Origin of the sequence: Streptomyces sp. NPDC018019 (assembly GCF_044327805.1) — a bacterium.
Taxonomy (GTDB): Bacteria; Actinomycetota; Actinomycetes; order Streptomycetales; family Streptomycetaceae; genus Streptomyces.
This window is the reverse complement of sequence record NZ_JBIRGD010000004.1, coordinates 361,530-382,343: the sequence shown is the minus strand read 5'-3', so window position 1 is coordinate 382,343 and position 20,814 is coordinate 361,530. Positions and strand designations below refer to the sequence as shown.

16 protein-coding genes are annotated in these 20,814 nt (G+C 69.5%); 6 read left to right on the top strand and 10 right to left on the bottom strand.

The window, feature by feature from the left end; genetic code table 11:
- The first annotated feature begins 91 nt into the window (after nt 1–91).
- The 5 genes from ACH4FX_RS09965 to ACH4FX_RS09945 all read left to right on the top strand — a co-directional run bounded on the left by ACH4FX_RS09965 (nt 92) and on the right by ACH4FX_RS09945 (nt 7,258).
- Nucleotides 92–1,243: a Gfo/Idh/MocA family protein gene (locus ACH4FX_RS09965; protein ID WP_398477001.1), complete on the top strand. Its 1,152-nt coding sequence runs from the start codon at nt 92–94 to the stop codon at nt 1,241–1,243.
- Nucleotides 1,240–2,379, top strand: a complete 1,140-nt coding sequence (locus tag ACH4FX_RS09960; RefSeq protein WP_398476999.1) for a dihydrodipicolinate synthase family protein — start codon at nt 1,240–1,242, stop codon at nt 2,377–2,379. The genes ACH4FX_RS09965 and ACH4FX_RS09960 overlap by 4 nt, the downstream gene beginning before the upstream one ends.
- Complete coding sequence (locus ACH4FX_RS09955) at nt 2,376–3,251, top strand: sugar phosphate isomerase/epimerase family protein (protein WP_398476997.1); 876 nt, start codon at nt 2,376–2,378, stop codon at nt 3,249–3,251. The genes ACH4FX_RS09960 and ACH4FX_RS09955 overlap by 4 nt, the downstream gene beginning before the upstream one ends.
- Before the next feature lie 334 nt (nt 3,252–3,585).
- A complete protein-coding gene (locus ACH4FX_RS09950) occupies nt 3,586–5,853 on the top strand; it encodes an ATP-dependent RecD-like DNA helicase (protein WP_398476995.1) in 2,268 nt (755 codons plus the stop codon).
- A gap of 115 nt (nt 5,854–5,968) precedes the next feature.
- Nucleotides 5,969–7,258 carry a citrate synthase gene (locus ACH4FX_RS09945; RefSeq protein ID WP_398476993.1) on the top strand — a complete coding sequence of 430 codons (1,290 nt, stop codon included), beginning with the start codon at nt 5,969–5,971 and terminating at the stop codon, nt 7,256–7,258.
- 464 nt (nt 7,259–7,722) lie between these two features.
- On the opposite strand, the gene ACH4FX_RS09940 is transcribed toward ACH4FX_RS09945, so the two are convergent.
- Together ACH4FX_RS09940 and ACH4FX_RS09935 are read right to left on the bottom strand one after the other, a co-directional pair.
- Nucleotides 7,723–10,026 (bottom strand): heavy metal translocating P-type ATPase, encoded by a 2,304-nt coding sequence (locus tag ACH4FX_RS09940; RefSeq protein ID WP_398476991.1) that lies wholly within the window; start codon nt 10,024–10,026, stop codon nt 7,723–7,725.
- Nucleotides 10,027–10,031: 5 nt separating this feature from the next.
- A complete protein-coding gene (locus tag ACH4FX_RS09935) occupies nt 10,032–10,328 on the bottom strand; it encodes a heavy-metal-associated domain-containing protein (RefSeq protein ID WP_398476989.1) in 297 nt (98 codons plus the stop codon).
- Between the two features lie 557 nt (nt 10,329–10,885).
- On the opposite strand from ACH4FX_RS09935, the gene ACH4FX_RS09930 reads away from it, so the two are divergent.
- Nucleotides 10,886–12,106: a cation:proton antiporter gene (locus ACH4FX_RS09930; protein WP_398476987.1), complete on the top strand. Its 1,221-nt coding sequence runs from the start codon at nt 10,886–10,888 to the stop codon at nt 12,104–12,106.
- A gap of 33 nt (nt 12,107–12,139) precedes the next feature.
- On the opposite strand, the gene ACH4FX_RS09925 is transcribed toward ACH4FX_RS09930, so the two are convergent.
- The 8 genes from ACH4FX_RS09925 to ACH4FX_RS09890 all read right to left on the bottom strand — a co-directional run bounded on the left by ACH4FX_RS09925 (nt 12,140) and on the right by ACH4FX_RS09890 (nt 20,773).
- Nucleotides 12,140–12,964: a sulfite exporter TauE/SafE family protein gene (locus tag ACH4FX_RS09925; protein WP_398476985.1), complete on the bottom strand. Its 825-nt coding sequence runs from the start codon at nt 12,962–12,964 to the stop codon at nt 12,140–12,142.
- On the bottom strand, nt 12,961–13,983 hold the full coding sequence (locus ACH4FX_RS09920; protein WP_398476983.1) for a Gfo/Idh/MocA family oxidoreductase: 1,023 nt from the start codon (nt 13,981–13,983) through the stop codon (nt 12,961–12,963). Before ACH4FX_RS09920 ends, ACH4FX_RS09925 begins: the two co-directional genes overlap by 4 nt.
- Nucleotides 13,984–14,307: 324 nt before the next feature.
- Nucleotides 14,308–15,261 carry a 2-dehydropantoate 2-reductase gene (locus tag ACH4FX_RS09915; protein ID WP_398476981.1) on the bottom strand — a complete coding sequence of 318 codons (954 nt, stop codon included), beginning with the start codon at nt 15,259–15,261 and terminating at the stop codon, nt 14,308–14,310.
- Between the two features lie 77 nt (nt 15,262–15,338).
- On the bottom strand, nt 15,339–15,542 hold the full coding sequence (locus tag ACH4FX_RS09910; RefSeq protein ID WP_003980127.1) for an AlpA family transcriptional regulator: 204 nt from the start codon (nt 15,540–15,542) through the stop codon (nt 15,339–15,341).
- A gap of 401 nt (nt 15,543–15,943) precedes the next feature.
- On the bottom strand, nt 15,944–17,473 hold the full coding sequence (locus ACH4FX_RS09905) for a sugar porter family MFS transporter (protein ID WP_398476979.1): 1,530 nt from the start codon (nt 17,471–17,473) through the stop codon (nt 15,944–15,946).
- Nucleotides 17,470–18,333, bottom strand: a complete 864-nt coding sequence (locus ACH4FX_RS09900) for a sugar phosphate isomerase/epimerase family protein (protein WP_398476977.1) — start codon at nt 18,331–18,333, stop codon at nt 17,470–17,472. Before ACH4FX_RS09900 ends, ACH4FX_RS09905 begins: the two co-directional genes overlap by 4 nt.
- Nucleotides 18,334–18,799: 466 nt before the next feature.
- A complete protein-coding gene (locus tag ACH4FX_RS09895) occupies nt 18,800–19,819 on the bottom strand; it encodes a Gfo/Idh/MocA family protein (protein WP_398476975.1) in 1,020 nt (339 codons plus the stop codon).
- Nucleotides 19,820–19,852: 33 nt separating this feature from the next.
- Entirely contained in the window at nt 19,853–20,773 is a 921-nt protein-coding gene (locus tag ACH4FX_RS09890; protein WP_398476973.1) for a sugar phosphate isomerase/epimerase family protein, read from the bottom strand.
- Nucleotides 20,774–20,814: the final 41 nt, after the last annotated feature.

The following is a 20,814-nucleotide window of genomic DNA, read 5'->3' as shown; positions in this document are numbered from 1 at the left end:
GCTGTCGACCGATGTCATCCGCTTTCCGTGCGCGCTAGGTGCCCCGCATCGCGCCCGCCACGCGAGCCGAGTTCTCCAGAAGGGCCGGGCCGTGACACGCAAGACCGTACGCATCGCCATGAACGGCGTGACCGGGCGCATGGGCCACCGCCAGCACCTGGTCCGCTCCATCCTCGCGCTGAGGGAACAGGGCGGCCTGGACCTCGGCGACGGCACGGTGGTCTGGCCCGAACCGGTCCTCGTCGGCCGCACCGAGCACAAGCTGCGGGCGCTGGCCGAGCGCCACGGCTTGGAGCACTGGAGCACGGACCTGGACGCGGTGCTTGCGGACGACAGCATCGACATCTACTTCGACGCCCAGGTCACTGCCGCCCGCGAAGACGCGGTGAAGAAAGCGATTGCTGCCGGAAAGCACCTGTACTGCGAGAAACCCACCGCCACCAGCCTCGACGGCGCCCTGGAACTGGCCCGACTGGCCGACGAAGCCGGCGTCAAACACGGCGTCGTACAGGACAAGCTCTTCCTGCCCGGCCTGCTCAAGCTCCGCCGCCTGGTCGAGGGCGGCTTCTTCGGCCGCATCCTGTCCGTGCGGGGCGAGTTCGGCTACTGGGTCTTCGAGGGCGACTGGCAGTCGGCGCAGCGCCCCTCCTGGAACTACCGTGCCGAGGACGGCGGCGGCATCGCGGTCGACATGTTCCCGCACTGGGAGTACGTCCTGCACGAACTCTTCGGCCGCGTACGGACCGTCCAGGCGCAGGTCACCACACACGTACCGCGCCGCTGGGACGAGAACGGCAAGCCGTACGAGGCCACCGCGGACGACGCTGCGTACGGCATCTTCCAACTGGACGGCGGCATCGTCGCGCAGATCAACTCCTCGTGGGCGGTGCGGGTCCACCGCGACGAGCTGGTCGAATTCCAGGTCGACGGTACGGAAGGCTCCGCCGTGGCGGGGTTGCGTGGATGTCGCACCCAGCACCGGGCCGCGACCCCTAAACCGGTCTGGAACCCGGACGTGCCGGCCACCGAGCCCTTCCGCGACCAGTGGCAGGAAGTCCCGGACAACGCGGACTTCGACAACGGCTTCAAAGCACAGTGGGAGCTGTTCCTGCGCCACGTCGTACGGGACGAGCCGTGGCGCTGGGACCTGATGGCGGGCGCACGCGGTGTCCAGCTTGCCGAACTGGGGCTGAAGTCGTCGGCGGAGGGCCGCCGCCTGGACGTGCCGGAGTTGGGGCGATGACCGAGCACCGAACCGAGCCCGGGGCTGTTCGGGCACACGGCGATCACCCGATCCACGCCGTCCCCCTCATCTCCCGTACGGTCTTCGCCGCTGCCCACGTCGTCGCCGACCCCTTCGCCGACACCACTCCCGACGGCCCCGCCGCCATCGACTGGGACACCACCCTCGCCTTCCGCCACCACCTGTGGTCGCACGGCCTGGGCGTGGCCGAGGCCATGGACACCGCGCAGCGCGGCATGGGGCTCGACTGGGCCTCGGCGGCCGAACTGATCCGCCGGTCCGCCGCCGAGGCAGCCGCGGTCGGCGGTCGCCTCGCCTGTGGAGCCGGCACGGACCAACTGGACGCATCCCCCGCCGGCCTGGCCGACATCAGAGCGGCTTACGAGGAACAGCTGTCCCTCGTCGAGGGCGCCGGAGCCCAGGCCATCGTCATGGCGTCCAGACACCTCGCCGCGACTGCCGAAGGCCCGGATACCTACGCGGAGATGTACGGACATCTGCTGCGCCAGGCTGCCGCGCCGGTGATCCTGCACTGGCTCGGCCCGATGTTCGACCCTGCTTTGGCGGGCTACTGGGGCAGCTCGGACCTGGACACCGCGACCGACACATTCCTGCGGATCATCGCCGAGCACCCCGGCAAGGTGGACGGCGTGAAGGTGTCACTTCTGGACGCCGACCGCGAGGTTCGGCTGCGTAGGCGCCTTCCGGACGGTGTGCGCTGCTACACGGGTGACGACTTCCACTACCCCGAGCTGATCGTCGGCGACGAGCACGGCCACAGCGACGCCCTGCTCGGCATCTTCGACCCACTCGCCCCGCTGGCGGCAGACTCCGTACGACTGCTGGACAGCGGCGATACATCCGGATTCCGCACACTGCTGGATCCGACCGTGGCGCTCTCCCGCCACCTCTTCCGAGCACCGACGCGCTACTACAAGACCGGCGTCGTCCTGTTGGCCTGGCTGGCTGGTCACCAGCCGCATTTCACGATGGTGGCCGGCCTCCAGTCGGCACGCTCGCTGCCCCACCTGAAGCGTGCGTACGAACTGGCCGACGGCCTCGGCCTGTTCCCGGACCCTGACCTGGCGGCGGCCCGTATGCGACAACTTTCCTCCGTGCTCGGAGGCGTGGCGTGAGCGATGAAACCCTTGCCGGGCCGGTGGAGCGCGCCGACCTGTTCGCCCGCTTCAGCCTCAATCAGCAGACCGTCAAGCAATGGTCCCTGCCCGAACTCGCCGATGGATGTGCCCGGGCGGGAGTACGTGGCGTCGGTCTCTGGCGCGCCCCGGTGCAGGAGTACGGAGTATCCGCTGCCGCCCGTCTCGTACGGGACGCGGGGCTGGACGTCACCAGTCTGTGCCGCGGCGGATTCTTCACCGCTTCCGACCCCAAGGAACGTGCGGAGGCGCTGGCCGACAACCGGGCCGCCATCGAGGAGGCAGCCGCGCTCGGCACCGACACCCTCGTCCTCGTGTCCGGCGGGCTCCCGCCTGGCAGCCGCGACTTGCCCGCAGCTAGGGAGCGCGTCGCCGATGCGCTGGCGGAACTCGTCACGTACGCGGCCGAGGCGGAAGTGCGGCTCGCGATCGAACCGCTGCACCCCATGTACGCGGCGGACCGCTGCGTCGTCTCCACGCTCGCCCAGGCCCTCGACCTCGCCGAGCGGTTCCCGGCCGAGCGGGTGGGCGTGGTCGTGGACACGTACCACCTGTGGTGGGACGACACGATCGGTTCGCAGATCGAACGCGCGGGGGCCACCGGACGCATCGCGGCATTCCAACTCGCCGACTGGGTCACTCCGTTGCCCGCGGGTGTCCTGCTCGGGCGGGGGCAGCTCGGCGACGGCGCGGTGGACCTGCGGTGGTTCCGTGAGCGCGTTGACGAAGCCGGTTACCAAGGGCCGATCGAGGTCGAGATTTTCAACCCGTCGTTGTGGGAGAGGCCGGGCGACGAGGCCCTGGCCGAAGTCCTCGAACGCTTCATCACCCATCTCGTGCACAGCAGGTAGCGATGAAATAACTCACCGGATCCGTGCAACCGTTCCCCGGCCGGGCGGGTCGTACTTGTCGTCAGGCCTCCGAGGGGAGAGGGAACCGGGGGGATCCGAGGGGGGATCAGGGGGCCGAACGGAGGGGGAATCGAGGGGTCCGGGCGCCAGGCCGGGCCCCTCGAAGCGTTCGCGGGGAAGGGGGCCGAAGCTGCCGTCCGGCGTTCGCCGCGCCAGGGCCGGAAGCTGCGGATCGCCTGCGTCGGACCGCACCGCAAAGCCTCGGGCGCGCGCTCCGAAGCAAGTTATCCACAGGCCCGAACGCGATGTCGGACGCTGGCGGTACGGTCGGTTCATGTTCATTCCAGCCGTGGTCGAAGGGGTCCTGGAGCGGATCACCTACGCCAATGAGGAGACCGGTTACACGGTCGCGCGTGTGGACACGGGCGGCTCCGGTGACCTCCTCACTGTCGTGGGGTCGCTGCTGGGCGCACAGCCGGGGGAGTCGCTGCGCCTGGAAGGCCGTTGGGGCTCCCACCCGCAGTACGGGCGTCAGTTCACCGTCGAGAACTACACCACCGTCCTGCCCGCCACGATCCAGGGCATACGGCGCTACCTCGGTTCCGGTCTGATCAAGGGCATCGGCCCGGTGATGGCCGACCGCATCACCGAGCACTTCGGCCTGGACACCCTCGATGTCATCGAGCGGGAACCGAAACGCCTCGTAGAGGTGCCCGGACTCGGCCCGAAGCGCACGAAGCGGATCGCCGACGCCTGGGAAGAACAGAAGGCCATCAAGGAAGTCATGATCTTCCTTCAGGGGGTGGGCGTCTCCACCTCCATCGCCGTGCGCATCTACAAGAAGTACGGCGATGCCTCGATCTCCGTCGTCAAGAACGAGCCCTACCGCCTGGCCGCCGACGTCTGGGGCATCGGATTCCTGACCGCCGACCGCATCGCCCAGGCCATCGGCATCCCGCAGGACAGCCCGGAACGGGTCAAGGCGGGCCTGCAGTACGCCCTCTCGCAGTCCACCGACCAAGGGCACTGCTACCTCCCGGAGGAGGAGCTGATCGCCGCCTCGGTCAAGTTGCTGCATGTCGACACGGGACTGGTCATCGACTGCCTGGGCGAGCTGGCGGTGGATCCCGAGGGCGTGGTCCGCGAGAGCGTGCCCGGGCCGGATGGCGGGGACCCCGTCACCGCCGTCTACCTGGTCCCTTTCCACCGGGCCGAGACCTCCCTCGCGGCTCAGCTGCTGCGCCTGCTGGGCACCCGCGAGGACCGGATGCCATCGTTCCGCACCGTCCAGTGGGACAAAGCGCTTTCCTGGCTCGCCGAGCGTACGAAGGCGGCCTTGGCGCCCGAGCAGGAGGCCGCCGTACGGCTGGCGCTCACCGAGAAAGTGGCGGTGCTCACCGGCGGTCCCGGGTGCGGCAAGTCCTTCACGGTCCGCTCGATCGTGGAGCTGGCCCGCGCGAAGAAGGCCAAGGTGATCCTCGCGGCCCCCACGGGCCGGGCCGCCAAGCGGCTAGCGGAGCTGACCGGCGTCGAGGCGTCCACGGTGCACCGGCTGCTGGAGCTGAAACCGGGCGGCGACGCCGCGTACGACAAGGACCGTCCCCTGGATGCCGACCTGATCGTGGTCGACGAGGCGTCCATGCTCGACCTGCTGCTCGCCAACAAGCTGATCAAGGCGGTGCCGCCGGGCGCCCACCTCCTCCTGGTGGGGGACGTGGACCAGCTTCCCTCGGTGGGAGCCGGCGAGGTGCTGCGCGATCTGCTCGCCGAGCACTGCCCCGTCCCGTCCGTACGGCTGACCCGGATCTTCCGGCAGGCCCAGCAGTCCGGCGTGGTCACCAACGCGCACCGCATCAATGTGGGGCAGCTGCCGATCACGTCGGGGATGACCGACTTCTATCTCTTCGCCGAGGAGGACCCCGAGGAGGCCGGGCGCACGGCGGTCGACGTGGTCGCCCGCCGTATCCCCGCGAAGTTCGGACTGGACCCGCGGCGGGACGTCCAGGTGCTCACGCCGATGCACCGCGGCCCGGCGGGCGCCGGCACGCTGAACGGGCTCCTCCAGCAGGCCCTCACCCCGGCCCGGCCCGACGTGCCGGAGCGGCGTGTCGGTGGCCGGGTGTTCCGGGTGGGCGACAAGGTGACGCAGATCCGCAACAACTACGAGAAGGGCCGCAACGGAGTCTTCAACGGCACCGTCGGTGTCGTCAGCAAGATCAATTCGGATGAGCAGTGGCTGACGGTGCTGACGGACGAGGACGAGGAGGTCTCCTACGATTTCGACGAGCTGGACGAGCTTGCGCACGCCTACGCGGTGACCATCCACCGCTCCCAGGGCAGCGAGTATCCGGCGGTGGTGATTCCGGTCACCACCGGAGCTTGGATGATGTTGCAGCGCAACCTGCTCTATACGGGTGTTACGCGGGCAAAACGACTGGTGGTGCTGGTCGGCTCCCGTAAGGCCCTGGGGCAGGCTGTACGCACCGTGTCGGCCGGACGGAGGTGGACCGCACTACGGCATCGACTCGTCGGCGCAGTGCGTGGTCGCCTCTTCCCCAAACGGGGCGAAGGGGAGCAGGATGGGCAGCTGAAGCGGCACTGAGTGCCGCCCGGAGGCCCTATGGCCGACCCCGAGTGCACAGCCAAGGTCCAAATGGGGGAAGGTATAGGCAGTCAGGGCACCTCGAAGAAGAGGCACAACGTCGGTGAGGGATGACGTGAGCGACAACTCTGTAGTACTGCGTTACGGGGACGGCGAATACAGCTACCCGGTCGTCGACAGCAGCGTCGGCGACAAGGGCTTCGACATCTCGAAGCTGCGCGCCCAGACCGGTCTGGTGACCCTGGATTCCGGTTATGGCAACACTGCCGCGTACAAATCCGCGATCACCTATCTGGACGGTGAGAACGGGGTCCTTCGGTACCGCGGCTACCCGATCGAGCAGCTCGCAGAGCGCAGCACGTTCGTCGAGACCGCTTACCTGCTGATCAACGGTGAGCTGCCCACCGTGGACCAGCTGGCGAACTTCAAGCAGGACATCACCTACCACACCCTGCTCCACGAAGACGTCAAGCGGTTCTTCGACGGCTTCCCGCGGGACGCCCACCCGATGGCGATGCTGTCCTCCGTGGTCAGCGCGCTGTCGACGTTCTACCAGGACAGCCACAACCCGTTCGACGAGCGGCAGCGCCACATCTCGACGATCCGGCTGCTCGCCAAGCTGCCGACGATCGCGGCGTACGCGTACAAGAAGTCGGTCGGCCACCCGGTGGTCTACCCGCGCAACGACCTCGGCTACGTCGAGAACTTCCTGCGCATGACCTTCTCGGTGCCGGCCGCCGAGTACGACCTCGACCCGGTCGTCGTCAGCGCGCTGGACAAGCTGCTGATCCTGCACGCGGACCACGAGCAGAACTGCTCGACCTCCACCGTGCGCCTGGTCGGCTCCTCGCAGGCGAACCTGTTCGCCTCGATCTCGGCCGGCATCAACGCGCTGTGGGGCCCGCTGCACGGCGGTGCCAACCAGTCCGTGCTGGAGATGCTGGAAGGCATCCAGCGCGACGGCGGTGACGTCGACGCCTTCATCCGCAAGGTGAAGAACAAGGAAGACGGCGTGAAGCTCATGGGCTTCGGGCACCGCGTCTACAAGAACTTCGACCCCCGGGCGAAGATCATCAAGGCGGCGGCGCACGACGTCCTCTCGGCGCTCGGCAAGTCCGACGAGCTGCTGGACATCGCGCTCAAGCTGGAGGAGCACGCGCTGTCCGACGATTACTTCGTCTCGCGCAAGCTCTACCCGAACGTGGACTTCTACACCGGTCTGATCTACCGGGCCATGGGATTCCCGACCGAGATGTTCACCGTGCTCTTCGCGCTCGGCCGGCTGCCCGGCTGGATCGCCCAGTGGCACGAGATGATCAAGGAGCCGGGTTCCCGCATCGGCCGCCCGCGCCAGATCTACACCGGAATCGTCGAGCGCGACTTCGTTCCGGTCGAGGAGCGCTGAGGCGCTCCCGGCATTCGGGACAGCTGCCGACCGGCCGGCCGCCCGCGCGGCGGCCCGAGCCGGTCCGTCCAGCAGAAAGCGCCCCGCCTCCAGATCCCCCCACGGGTCCGGAGCGCGGGGCGCTTCCCTTGTTCCCCGGGTCGGATTCCCCCCACGGGATCCGTCCGGGCGCTTCACGGCGGTACCGCGATCTGCCGGGACGCGCACGTACGGGAGGGCCGCTCAAAGCTCCCCGGGCACGTCGCCCCGGCCACGCGTTGCCGGGCGAAGTCCCCCAAGACCAGCCTGGCCGTTGCGGTGCAAGCCCCGCCGAGGTGCCTGCACCGTCCGGTTAGACTCGCGACCCCCCGCAATGGTTACGTTCCAATCGCTGTGATCTGGGTCTCTTGCCATAAGGGGGCGAATACGGTCAAGGGCCTCGATCTGGAGATCAAGGCCCTTCCGTATGGGTGTTGTGTCAGACGTCACCGGAAGCGCCGCAACCTGAGGCTGTTGCTCACCACGAAGACCGAGGAGAAGGCCATCGCCGCCCCCGCGATCATCGGATTGAGCAGCCCGGCCGCCGCCAGCGGCACCGCCGCGACGTTGTAGCCGAAGGCCCAGAAGAGATTTCCCTTGATCGTGGCGAGCGTCCGGCGGGCGAGCCGGATGGCGTCGGCCGCGACTCGCAGATCGCCGCGTACGAGGGTGAGGTCCCCCGCCTCGATGGCGGCGTCCGTACCGGTCCCCATCGCCAATCCCAGGTCGGCGGCGGCCAGAGCGGCGGCGTCGTTGACGCCGTCGCCGACCATCGCCACGCTGCGGCCCTCGGCCCGCAGCCGCTCGACGGCCGCGACCTTGTCCTCCGGCAGCACCTCCGCGATCACCTCGTCGATGCCGACCTCCGCCGCCACCGCCTCGGCCGCCGCCTTGTTGTCCCCGGTCAGCAGCACCGGAGACAGGCCGAGCGCACGCAGCCGGCGGACCGCCTCGGCGCTGCTGTCCTTGACGGTGTCGGCAACCGACAGCAAGCCGCGTGGCTGCCCGTCCCAGGCGACGAGTACGGCTGTCCGCCCGGCCGCCTCGGCGGAGTCCCTGGCGGCGGCCAGCGACTCCGGAAGAGCAGCCTCGGACGCCGACGTGCCCCCGGAATCCTGGCGCAGCAGCCGCTCGCGCCCGATGAGGACCTGACGGCCGTCCACCACGCCTCGAACGCCCAGACCCGCCACGTTCTCGAAGCTCTCCGGCTCCGGCAGCTCGCCCGAGCGCTCGCGAGCCCCTTCCGCGATGGCGCGCGCGATCGGATGCTCGGACGAGTGCTCCAGCGCGCCCGCCAACCGCAGCAGCTCGTCATCTGCGACACCCGGCGCCGGTACGGCCTCGTAGAGGCTCATTCGGCCGGTGGTCACTGTGCCGGTCTTGTCCAGCACGACGGTGTCGATGCGGCGAGTGGACTCCAGGACCTCGGGCCCCTTGATCAGAATGCCGAGCTGCGCGCCGCGGCCCGTACCGACCATCAGGGCAGTGGGCGTCGCGAGTCCGAGCGCACACGGACAAGCGATGATCAGGACGGCGACGGCGGCCGTGAAGGACGCGGTCGCGTCGCCGGTCGCCAGCAACCACCCGGCCAGGGTGCCGGCCGCGATCACCAGTACGACGGGCACGAAGACGGCGGAGACCCGGTCGGCGAGCCGCTGCACCTCGGCCTTGCCGCTCTGCGCCGCCTCGACCAGCGCGGCCATCCGCGCCAGCTGCGTGTCACCGCCGACCCGGGCGGCTTCGACGACCAGACGACCGCTGGTGTTCACCGTCGCCCCCGTCACACCGTCGTCGGGAGCCACGTCGACCGGCACCGATTCGCCGGTCAGCATCGAAGCGTCCACGGCGGACGTGCCCTCGACGACCGTGCCGTCGGTGGCGATCTTCTCGCCTGGGCGTACGACGAACCGGTCGCCGACGGCCAACTGTTCCACGGGTACGCGTACCTCGCGCCCGTCCCGCAGCACCGCCACGTCCTTCGCGCCCAGCTCCATCAGCGCGCGCAACGCGGCGCCGGCCTTCCGCTTGGAACGGGCCTCCAGATAGCGACCCAGCAGCAGAAACGCCGTCACGCCGGCCGCCGCCTCCAGATAGATGGCGGAGGAGCCTTCCGTACGGGCCGCGGTGAAGTCGAAGCCGTGCCGCATACCGGGCATGCCCGCGTCGCCGAAGAACAGGGCCCACAGCGACCAGCCGAAGGCCGCGAGCGTGCCGAGGGAGACCAGGGTGTCCATCGTGGCGGCACCGTGCCGCAGATTCGTCCAAGCCGCCCGGTGGAAGGGATACGCGCCCCAGACCACGACGGGCGCGGTCAGGGTCAGACACAGCCACTGCCAGTTGTCGAACTGGAGGGTGGGCACCATCGACAGCAGGACGACGGGCACGGCCAGGACGGCCGAGACCGTCAGGCGTTGGCGCAACCCGTCCAGCTCCGGGTCGTGGGAACCGGCGCCGTCCTCGGCGGCGGCCGGGTCGGCGGAGCCGCCGGGGGTACCTGTCGGGGCCGTCTTCGCGGGCTCGGTCGGCGCGGGCCGCTGCGCCGTGTAGCCCGTCTTCTCGACCGTGGCGATCAGGTCGTCCACCGACACTTCGTCGCCGTACTCGACCCGCGCCTTCTCGGTCGCGAAGTTGACGGTGGCGCTGACACCCGGCAGTCGGTTCAGCTTCTTCTCCACGCGCGCCGCGCACGAGGCGCAGGTCATGCCGCCGATGGCGAGCTCGACCCGCGCCTGCGTGGTCGTACCGGTCATCGGACTCAGGCCGCCAGACCTTCGAGTTCGTAGCCCGCCTCGTCGACCGCCGCGCGTACGGCCGCCTCGTCCAGCGGCGCCTTGGAAACGACGGTCACCAGGCCGGTGGCGGCGGACGCCTGCACCGAGTTCACGCCGGGGATCTCCGAGATCTCGGCGGAGACGGCGCCTTCGCAGTGGCCGCAGGTCATGCCGCTGACCTTGTACGTGGTGGTGATGTCACCCACCTGGACATCGGCGGCACCCGAGTGGCACGAGCCTTCGGGGGAGCAGCAGGAGCCGTTGGTCGCTTCGGCGGTCATGGGGTCTCTCCTTGGTGCGTGTGGTTGCCGTGCTCGCAGTGTTCGCTGTCAGGCACGCATGGCGTGGGACATCCGGGTACCCGGGAGTCTCCGGTGTTTTCCGACGACACAACTTTATACCCCTAGGGGGTATGGATGCCAGGCGCTGCCCGTACTCCGTGGCCGAGTGCGCCGCAGCGCGTCAGTCTTGAGGTGCCGACCCTGGGGGTGGAGGGGGTGCTGCGGGAAACGAGGGTGGTGGCCTGCTGGTGCTCCTGTTTGCGTGGCGCTTCGGCGGTCCCGTACGGTCCAGGTTGCCTCGGCGGACGCGGCGGTAGGTGCTCTCGGGGCGGTGCTCTCGCAGGTGGGGCGGTATGGAACCGTTCGTGGTGCCGGTGCGCTTCCTGTGCGACGAGCGGTTGCGGGCCTGTAGGTCGCCCTGACGGGGCGTTATGAGGAGAGGTCGCGCAGTCCGGGGTCGTGCGGGGCGATGTGCCGAGCGGCGGAATCGAAGGTGCGCCGGGCCGGGTGGCCGGCGAAGCGGGAATGTATTGCCCGTTATGGTAGAAAAGCGGCTTATGTCGCAGTCAGCAACGCTCGTATTGATCATGGCGATCGCCGTGGCCGCCCCGCTCCTCGCATACGGCCTCGGCCGCTGGCTGCCCGTCCCACTGGTCATCTTCGAGATCGTGCTGGGCATTCTGATCGGCCCGGACGTTCTGGGCTGGGCACACTCCGGAGAAGCCATCAATGTGCTGTCCCACCTCGGACTGGCCACCTTGATGTTCATCGCCGGTTACGAGATCGAGTTCGCCAAGGTGCGCGGCGACACCCTCAAGCGGGCCGGCTGCGCCTGGATCGTCGCGCTCGCGCTCGGCCTGGCCATCGCCTTCGGCTTCGCCTCGGGCGACGTCACCAAGGCGATCGTCGTCGGCACCGCGCTCACCAGCACGGCGCTCGGCACCGTCCTGCCCGTACTGCGCGACTCCGGGGACCTGGGCACCCGCTTCGGTTCGGTGATCATGGCCACCGGGGCGGTCGGCGAGTTCGGGCCGATCATCGCGATGGCGCTGCTGCTCAGCGGCCGGAACCCCGGCGAGTCGGCCATCTTGCTCTTCGCCTTCGCGCTGCTGACCGCCGGAGCCGTCTACTGGGCCCTGAAGCCCAGCCCGATGTGGTTCTACCGGATCATCGCGCGCACCCTGCACAGCAGCGGCCAGTTCGCCATCCGGCTCTTCGTCCTGCTGCTGGCCGTCATGCTCGGCATTTCGCAGGTGTTCGGGCTGGACATCCTGCTCGGTGCGTTCGCCGCCGGCATCATCATGCGGCTGGTGCTGCACGAGGCCGCGCCGGACAGCAGCCAGGAGATCCTCGGGAGGCTGGAGGCGATGGGCTTCGGATTCCTGGTGCCGGTGTTCTTCATCGTCACCGGCGTTGAATTCGACCTTTCATCCCTCTTCGAAAACGGCCGCTCGCTCCTGCTCCTCCCGCTCTTCCTCGCCCTCCTGCTGGTCGTACGCGGGCTTCCGCTGGTCCTGCTCGCGCCCCGCGACCTCGGCCGCAAGGACCGTGCCGCGCTGATGCTGTACGGATCGACGGCGCTGCCCCTGGTCGTCGCGATCACCACGATCGGTCAGGACAGCGGCGTACTCGACGCGGGCGAGGCGGCGGCCATGGTGGGCGCGGCGATGATCTCCGTACTGGTTTTCCCGTTGGTGGCGATGCGGTTGCGGGCCGGAGCGGAAGGGCTGGCGCCGCTGCCGGAGGGGCCGCGGGAGGGCGCGTCCGAATCCTGGTGAGCGGCCTGGCCCGCTCCCGGGTGCCCGTGCGCCTCACCGCAGCAGGTTGACGCCGGCCAGCGCGGTGGAGGCCAGCACCAACCGCTCGAAGAGCGCCTGGTCGATACGGCGGACGGCGGCCCGCCCGAAGAACGCGCCGATCGGAACGGCCAGTACGAGCACCGCGTCCAGCACCATGGCGTCCGCGTCGATCAGGCCGAGCCCCACACTGAACGGCAGCTTGACCAGATTGACGATCAGGAAGAACCACGCGGCCGTGCCCAGGAAACCGAGCATCGAGAAGCCCACGGAGAGCAGGTAGAGCGACATGGCGGGGCCGCCGGCGTTGGCGACCATCGTGGCGAAACCGGCGACCAGCCCGAAGAACAGGGCACGACCGTGCTGTGCGGAGGTGCTCGGGGCGTCCGATGCGCCAGGAGCGCCGGACGTGAGGGCGCCGCGGTTCGCAAAAGCTCCGGCTTCCGGCGCGCCCGGCGCGGCGTTCGTCGTACGTATCCGACGGCGCTGCCACAGGTGGTGCCCAACGATCGTCAGCATCAGTACGCCGATGGTGCGACGCATGACGGCATCGTCGACGCGGGCCACGAACACGGCGCCCAGCAAGACACCCATCGCCACCGACGGCAGCAGGCGCAGCAGCGCGGACCAATCGGCATGCCGACGGTAAGTGCTTACTGCCAGCACGTCGCCGACGAGGAGCAGCGGCAACAGCGCGCCCGTGGACTGCTTGGCGGGCAGAACGGCGGCGAAGAGGGCGACGCTGATGGCGCCGACACCGCTGACGGCCGTCTTGGAGACGCCGACGAGCAGGGCGGCTGCCACCAGCGCGCCGAGTTGCAGGAAGCCCGGGTCCGTCACGTGCCGGCTGCTACGGCGGCGGCGCGTACGTCCGCGACCTCGACCGGCTCGCCGGTGCGGCGGGAGCGGTCGCACGCTTCGGCGACGTACAGCGCCTCCAGCGCCTCGGCGGGCGTACACGGGCTCTCCGCGCGACCGGCGGCCACGTCGACGAAGGCACCCAGTTCGGTGACGTACGCGTCGTGGAAGCGTTCCATGAATGTCGCGTACGGCGCGGACTGCTGCCACGAGACGTGCGGCTCGGCGCTCGGCAGCGGCGCCCGGTCGTCGAGCCCGACGATCCGCGCGCCCTTCGATCCGCAGACCTCCAGGCGCACGTCGTGGCCTGCGCCGTTGTAGCGGGTGGCGGTGACGGTGGCCAGCGTGTCGTCGTCGAAGCGCAGCAGCGCGGCGCAGGTGTCCACGTCGTCGCCGTCCGCGAAGAAGGACTCGCCCCGGTTGGCTCCCTGGGCGTACACGGAGACCACTTCGCGGCCGGTGAGCCAGCGCAGGATGTCGAAGTCGTGGATGCTGCAATCGCGGAAGAGCCCGCCGGAGGTGGGGATGTAGACCGCGGGCGGCGGCGACTGGTCGCTGGTGCAGGCGCGGAGGGTGTGGATCCAGCCGAGGTCGCCGGACCGCAGCGCCTCCCTGGCAGCCCGGTAGCCGCGGTCGAAGCGCCGCTGGAAGCCGATCTGTACGGGGACGGAGCCGGCCTCGGCGCGCTCCACGACGGCGACAGTGCCAGGGACGTCCAGCGCGACCGGCTTCTCGCAGAAGACCGGCACCTCGGCGTCCAGTGCCTGGTGGATCAGCTCGGCGTGCGCACTGGTCGCGGCGGTGATGACGACGCCGTCCAAGCCGCCCGCGTACATCTGCGGAAGGGTTTCGGCGGCCTCGACACCGAGCGTGTCCGCGAGGACGCGGGCGCGGGCGGCGTCGGCATCGGCGACGACGATGCTGTCCACGCCGGGTACGGACTTCAGCGTCTCGGCGTGGAACGCTCCGATGCGTCCGGTGCCGATCAGGCCGATCTTCATGTGCCAACTCCTGTGGTCTGGGGCCGAGGGGGACGTGGGAGCAGGGGTGTCGGAGCGTTCCAAGGTGCCGGGAGGAAGCGGCGGAACGTTTCAACGACGTGCGGGGAGGCGATGTCGGAACGCTCCGGGGCGCGGCGCCGCAGGGGGAACGCTTCAGGGCTCCGCCGCAGAGTGCATGTCAGGACGTTTGTATGTCAATACCTGTTGGGATGGCGGGTTGGAGACGAGCGGGTGCTCAGACGGGTGAGAAAAGTGGTGCGGCGGGCCCGTGGTGCCCTGATTCGCTAGCGCACTGGACCGAGTTGTTCCGTTGGACGCTGGGCCCTACTTCTCCGGGACGCGGGCGGAGTCGGTCTTCCTGCCGGCGCGGATCTCGCGGTCGACGGCGCGCAGGAGGGTGAGGAGCATGCCGTTGAGGGGAGTGGGAATCCCGTGGCGTTCTCCGGCGCGGACGACCGCACCGGTGATGTGTTCGTGCTCCAGGGGGCGGCCGGCCAGGCGGTCGTAGAGCATCGACGAGCCGCCGTCCGGCGGGACCAGTCCGTACATTTCCAGGACGCGGTCGATGTCGGTCTCGTGGATGCCCGCGCCCTCGGCCCGTGCGACGGTGGCCGCTTCGCGCAGGATGTCGCGGGTGAGCGCGGCCATGCCGGGATCGGAAAAGATGCCCATGCGCTGCTGGAGGAGGGCGGTGAGCGGGTTGGCCGCGAGATTGGTGAAGAGTTTCATCCAGGCGGTCGTCGTGAAGTCCGGCGCGGGTACGACCTTGAGGCGGTCGGTGGCGAACAGGCCGGCGAGACGGTCGGCCAGCGGGCCGTCGGGAACGTGGATCTCGTTGCCCGCGTAGTGCCGGACATGACCAGGGGAAATGCACTCGACCGATGCGTAGATGACCGCGGGCAGGATGTCCGTACCGTCGGGGGCGTGTGGGGCCACCCGTGCGGTGTGGTCGATGCCGTTCTGGAGTACGACGACGACCGTTCCGGGGTGGCAGAGCCGGTGCAGCCAGCCGGAGGCGCCGGCGGTGTCCTGGGCCTTGGTGGTCAGGAAGACCCAGTCCGTGGGCTCGGCCGTCTCCGGATCGGCGGTGAAGCGTACGGCGGCGTCGAGGACTTCGCCGTCCGTTTCGAGGGTGAGCCGGTTCAGTGGGGTGCGCAGGCACAGGGTGACGTCGTGACCGGACCGGTGGGTGAGTGCCGCCACCAGTCCGCCGATGGCACCACCGCCGATCACGGCGATGCGGCGGGGCGCGGCGGGGGCGTCCGGTATCGGTGGCATGCCCCGAGCGTAGGAGACCGGGCGGCGGTTGCGGAGGCCCCGCGCACCGGCTGCGCGGGGCCGGGGAGGAGGCGGTGTCAGTCCTTGTCGCGGCGACCGCCGTGCCCGGGGCGCTGGGCGACCCAGGTCCGGATGGTGTCGGCGAACCAGTACGGTCTTCCGCCTTCCACCAGGTCAGGTTGCGGCAGCAGTCCGTGCTTGCGGTAGGAACGCACGGTGTCCGGCTGGACCCGAATGTGTGCGGCGATCTCCTTGTACGACCAGAGTCTGCGGTCGGTCATAGGTCTTGCACCTCCCTCAGCCGCGCGCAGCGACGGCGGGGGAGCCGACGGAAGAACTGCGCGCGGTCTGGTGATCACTCAGCCTGTGCCCGGTGAACGACGCTGTGTGAACAAGGGCGAGGGGCTGTTGAACGGCTGTGACGGAAGGTTCGCGTAATGGTGACAGCTGTGACGTTTGGGACATCGCTGTCACAGGATGAGGAAGGAGGAGTAGGTGGGGGAGGGAAGGAAGCAGGAGGGGAGGCGGGTGAAGGGGGCGAGAGAGGCGGAGAGGGGCGTACGGGCTGGGTGGGGTGCCGCGGTCCGGGGCCGGCGACAGGTGCCGTTCGGTCCCGCTCCTCCAGGTTCCTTTCTCCGGATCGGCATGGTGCCCCGATGCCGCCTGTGCCCTCCTCGGTCCCTCAGTCTTGCGCCCCTGCGGCCGACTTCCGCAGTTCGTGTTCCAGGTCCTCCAGGGCCATGCCCTTGGTCTCCGGGGCGTAGCGCTTGCAGAAGAGCAGGGACAGGACGCACATCAGGCCGAAGATCCAGAACGTGACGCCGGCGCCCGCCGCGTCGAGGAGGACCGGGAAGACCAGCGCCACCGTGAAGTTGACCAGCCACATCACGAACACCGCGGCGCCCATGGCCAGACCGCGCACCTTCAGCGGAAACATTTCTGCAAGCAGGAGCCAGACGCCGGTGTTCAGCGTGGCCTGCATGAAGCCCATGTAGAGGACCATCAGGCCGAGGACGAGGTAGCTGACGCCGGTGGACTTCGGGAGGTGAAAGGAAGCGCCCAGCAAGGCCAGTGAAACGGTCATCCCCGAAAGGCCGGTGAGCAGCATCGGGCGTCGTCCGACCTTGTCGATCAGTGACATGCCGATCGCGGTGGCGATGACGGAGATGGCGCCCACCGCGATGGTGGCGGTGATCGCGGCGTTGGTGCCCAGGCCGGTGGATCCCAGGATCTTGGGCGCGAAGTAGATGACGGCGTTGACGCCGGTGATCTGCTGGACGATCGCCAGCCCGACACCGATGAGCAGGATGCGCCGTACCCAGGGCGTACGCAGCTCCTGCCAGGCGCCGCGCTGTGCCTCGGCCTCCAGTGCCCGCGCCTGGTTGATCCGGCCCAGCTCGCCGTCGACATCCTCGGCGGGCAGTGTGCGACGCAGCACCCGCGCGGCCTGTTCCGTACGTCCCTTGCTGATGTACCAGCGCGGTGTGTCGGGCAGGAAAAAGAGCCCGACGAACAGGGCGACCGCGGGCAGCGCCGCCAGGCCGAGCATCCAGCGCCACGCTTCCCACTGGGCGAGGACGGCGTTGATCAGGTACGCCAGCAACTGGCCGCTGACGATCATCAGCGAGTTGAAGGAGACCAGCCGTCCGCGGATGTGCGGCGGCGCTATCTCCGAGAGGTACAACGGCGTGATCACCGAGGCACTGCCCACGGCCAGGCCGAGGGTGAAGCGCGCCACGACCATGAAGGGAACGGTGGGCGCGAGCGCCACGGCGAGGGCACCGCCGATGAACACCGCGCCCGCCCACAGCAGGGAGTTGCGCCGGCCCAGCTTGTCCGACATCCGCCCGCCGACCAGCGAGCCGAAGGCGGCGCCGATCAGCAGGGCGCTGGTGATGACGCCCTCGCCGATCGAGGTGAGGCCGAAGTGCCGCTCCATGTAGGGGAGCGCGCCGGAGACCACCCCGGTGTCGTAGCCGAAGAGGGCGCCGCCGAGGGCGGCGATGGCGGCGATGGCGAGGATGAAGCGCTTGGTGTTCCGGTCGGTGGCGGACGGAGAGGGAGCGGAAAGTTCCGCGGAAGAGGCGCGGGCCGACGCAGATGTACGGACATTTGCGTTCCCTTCGGCGGCGGAATGCGCGGTGCCGTGCCCGCCCGTCTCGCCCGCTCCGTCCGCAGAAGTCGCCGGTCTGCTGGGTGCGGCCATCGTCATCGGCTCCAGTTCTTCGTGACGTACGCGTCGATCTGCTCGCGCATGAAGCGTGCCGACTGCTTCGCGCGCTCCTCCCAGGCGAACACGGAGGAGACGAGAGTGCCGTCGAAGCCGTTGGCGGCCAGTTCGCGGAAGAGTTCGTCGAAGTCCACCTCGCCCTGGCCGATGTCCAGGTGCTGGTGGACGCGGACGGCCGAGCCGGGCGGGTTGACGATGTAGCGCAGACCGGAGGACGCGGTGTGGTCGAAGGTGTCGGCGAGGTGGACCGCGGTGGTCAGCCCGCCGGCGCGCCTGAGGATGCCCGGGGCGTCGTTGCCCTGGTGGAAGGTGTGCGGCGCGCAGTAGAGGAAGGACACCAGCGGGGAGTTGATGCCGCGGATCATGTCGACGGCGGCGTGCCCGTCCTCGATGAAGTCATCCGGGTGCGGTTCGAGCGCGAGCGTGATGCCCTCGCGCTCGAAAATCGGCAGCAGCTCCTCCAACGACCGCCAGAGCTGGCCCTCGCTGCGGTCCGCCCGCTCCGGGCGGCCGTTGAACTCCGAGTTCATGGCGTTCACGCCGAGGTCGGCGGTGATCTGGATGGCGCGCTTCCAGTAGCGGACGGCGGCCTGCCGCTCGTCCTCGTCCGGGGCTGACCACTTGTACAGGGGCAGGACGGAGGAGATGCCGACGCCCGCCGCGGACAGGGCCCGACGGAACGCGCGGACGGTGGCGTCGTCGATGCGCGGGTGCAGGAAGAACGGGTTCACGTCGTCGCGCGGTGACAGCTCGATCCACTCGTAGCCCAGCTCGGCCACCAGGCCGGGGAGTTCGAGCAGCGGAACGTGGCGGAACATGTAGGGGTCGAGAGCGATCTTCACGAGAGGGGGACCTTTCGAGTGATGACGCGGGCCGCGGCCCGGTACGGGGCACGGGCGGCGACCGGGATCGGAAGGCCGGCCGCGTCTCCGGCCCATCTCCGGCCGGAGGGCAGGCCGGGGCGCCGGCCGTACGGGAGGGCTGCACCAGAGCCGTACGGAAGAGACGCACCGGAGCCGCACCTCAGGGACGGCACACCGGCCGTAACGTGAGCCAACCGGCCAACCGGCCAACCGGCCAACCGGCCAACCGGCCAACCGCAGCCTGAGCCGACACGCAGACCGCAGCGAGAACCGGCTCACCGTCCGTATCGCACGCACGGCACCGTCCGTAACGCACGCACAGCACCAGCCGTGACCATGGACTCGGCGGCCGACCTGGCTATGGGGCCGGCGATGGCCCCAGCGATGGACCCAATGCGGCCGAAGCAGCAGCCCCGGCCCGCCACCGGTTCACTGGTTCACTGGTTCACCGGTAAAGTGCAGGCCGTTCGATCAGCTCGACCTCGACGCGTTCACCGGTGGTCTGGGCCCGTACGCCCGCCTCGCACACCGCGGCGGCCGCGTAGCCGTCCCAGCAGCTCGGTCCCTCGACCTCGCCGCGTCGTGTGGCGTCCACCCAGCGCTGTACCTGCCGGTCGTACGCCTCCTCGAAGCGCTCCACGAAGCCCGGGGTGATCGAGCCGCCCCACTTGCCGGCCGCGTTGACGAACACGCCGTGATCGTCGCCGATCCGGGCGGTGCCGCCTTCACAGACCGCCTCGCAGACGACCTGGTAGCCGAAGCCGCAGTTGACGAACAGTTCGGTGTCCACGATCTGCCCGGCCGCGGTCTCGAAGAGGATGAGCTGCGGGTCGCTCAGGCCCTCGGGCGCGTTGCCGGTGGGGGCCGGGCGCAGGACGCGTACGGCCGTGATCTCCTCGTCGAGCAGCCAGCGCGTCACGTCGATCTCGTGGACGACCGAGTCGTGGATCATCATGGCGTTGGTGAAGCCGGGCGGTGTGCTGGCGTTGCGGTGCTTGTTGTGCAGCATCAGGGGGCGGCCGTAGGCACCCTGGTCGAGCAGCGCCTTGAGCTTGAGGTAGTCGGCGTCGTACCGGCGCATGAAACCGACCTGCACCCGCCGGCGTCCCAGCCGCAGTTCGGCCTCCAGGACGCGCAGCGCGGAGGCCGGGTCCGGGGTGAGCGGCTTCTCGCACAGCACCGGCAGGCCGCGTGCGAACGCGGCGAGGAGGGCGTCCTCGTGGGCGGCACCCGGTGAGGCGATCAGTACGGCGTCGACACTCGGATCCGCCATGGCGGCGGCCGGGTCGGTGTACGGTGTGCAGCCCTCGATGCCGTCGGCGATGCGCTTGACCCGGTCCGCGTCGATGTCGACGACCGCCGCCACCCGCGCGCCGCTGATGACGTCGTTGAGGCGGCGCACGTGGTCGGCACCCATGCGGCCGGTGCCGATGACCGCCACGCCGAGCGTTGCGTACTGGCTCATGTCGGGAAAACTCCTAGCTCCGTACGGAGGTTCTCAGGCGCCGCAGGAGCGCAGGAAGCGGCGGGTGCGCTGGGCGATGGGCAGGGGCTGGTCGGCGGGGCAGGGGTACATGTCCTGTTCGACGATGGCGAAGAGGTCCACGTTCAGGTCCTGTGCGGCCTCCAGGACGGGCGGCAGCGCGGGCACGCCCAGCGGCGGCTCGCACATCACGCCCTGCCGGACCGCCGGCCCGAAGGGGGTGCCCTTCGCGACGACGTCGGCGAGGATGTCCGGGTCGACCTGTTTGAGGTGCAGGTAGCCGATCCGCTCGCCGTAGGTCTTGATGAGCTTGACGTTGTCGCCGCCGCAGTATGCGTAGTGCCCGGTGTCCAGACACAGGTTGACCAGGGAGGAGTCGGTCCCGTCGAGGAAGCGCTCGACGTGTTCCTCGGTGTCAATGTGGGTGTCGGCGTGCGGGTGCACGACGATGTCGAGGCCGAACTCCTCGCGCACCTGCTTGCCCAGCCGCTCCATGCCGCTGTTCAGGTGGCGCCACTGCTCGGTGGTCAGCTCGCGCGGCTCCAGTTCCTCGGCGGTCTTGTCGTCGCGCCAGAAGGAGGGGATGACCACGAGGTGCTTCGCGTCCATCGCCCGGGTGAGGGTGGCGACCTCGCTGACGTGCGCCCAGGTCTTGTCCCATACGTCCGGGCCGTGGTGCAGCGAGGTGAAGATCGTGCCGGCCGACACCTTCAGGTTGCGCCGGCCGAGCTCGGCGTGGAGGACGGCCGGGTCGGTGGGCAGGTAGCCGTACGGGCCGAGTTCGATCCATTCGTACTGGGCCTCGGCGACCTCGTCCAGGAAGCGCTGCCACGGGACCTGCTGGTCGTCGTCGGGGAACCAGACTCCCCAGGAGTCGGGGGCCGAACCGATGCGCAGGCGGTCGAGAACGCGCGGGACGGCATGGGGAACGGACATGCTGCGGCTCTCCTCTCGCCGGTCGACGGTGACCGGGAAGG

Bases quoted from the DNA above. Each gene is read 5' to 3' on its own strand.
- ACH4FX_RS09960 (WP_398476999.1), top strand. From the start codon at position 1,240: ATGACCGAGCACCGAACCGAGCCCGGGGCTGTTCGGGCACACGGCGAT.
- ACH4FX_RS09950 (WP_398476995.1), top strand. From the start codon at position 3,586: ATGTTCATTCCAGCCGTGGTCGAAGGGGTCCTGGAGCGGATCACCTAC.
- ACH4FX_RS09940 (WP_398476991.1), bottom strand. From the start codon at position 10,026: ATGACCGGTACGACCACGCAGGCGCGGGTCGAGCTCGCCATCGGCGGC.
- ACH4FX_RS09935 (WP_398476989.1), bottom strand. From the start codon at position 10,328: ATGACCGCCGAAGCGACCAACGGCTCCTGCTGCTCCCCCGAAGGCTCG.
- ACH4FX_RS09930 (WP_398476987.1), top strand. From the start codon at position 10,886: ATGTCGCAGTCAGCAACGCTCGTATTGATCATGGCGATCGCCGTGGCC.
- ACH4FX_RS09920 (WP_398476983.1), bottom strand. From the start codon at position 13,983: ATGAAGATCGGCCTGATCGGCACCGGACGCATCGGAGCGTTCCACGCC.
- ACH4FX_RS09915 (WP_398476981.1), bottom strand. From the start codon at position 15,261: ATGCCACCGATACCGGACGCCCCCGCCGCGCCCCGCCGCATCGCCGTG.
- ACH4FX_RS09910 (WP_003980127.1), bottom strand. From the start codon at position 15,542: ATGACCGACCGCAGACTCTGGTCGTACAAGGAGATCGCCGCACACATT.
- ACH4FX_RS09905 (WP_398476979.1), bottom strand. From the start codon at position 17,473: ATGACGATGGCCGCACCCAGCAGACCGGCGACTTCTGCGGACGGAGCG.
- ACH4FX_RS09895 (WP_398476975.1), bottom strand. From the start codon at position 19,819: ATGAGCCAGTACGCAACGCTCGGCGTGGCGGTCATCGGCACCGGCCGC.
- ACH4FX_RS09890 (WP_398476973.1), bottom strand. From the start codon at position 20,773: ATGTCCGTTCCCCATGCCGTCCCGCGCGTTCTCGACCGCCTGCGCATC.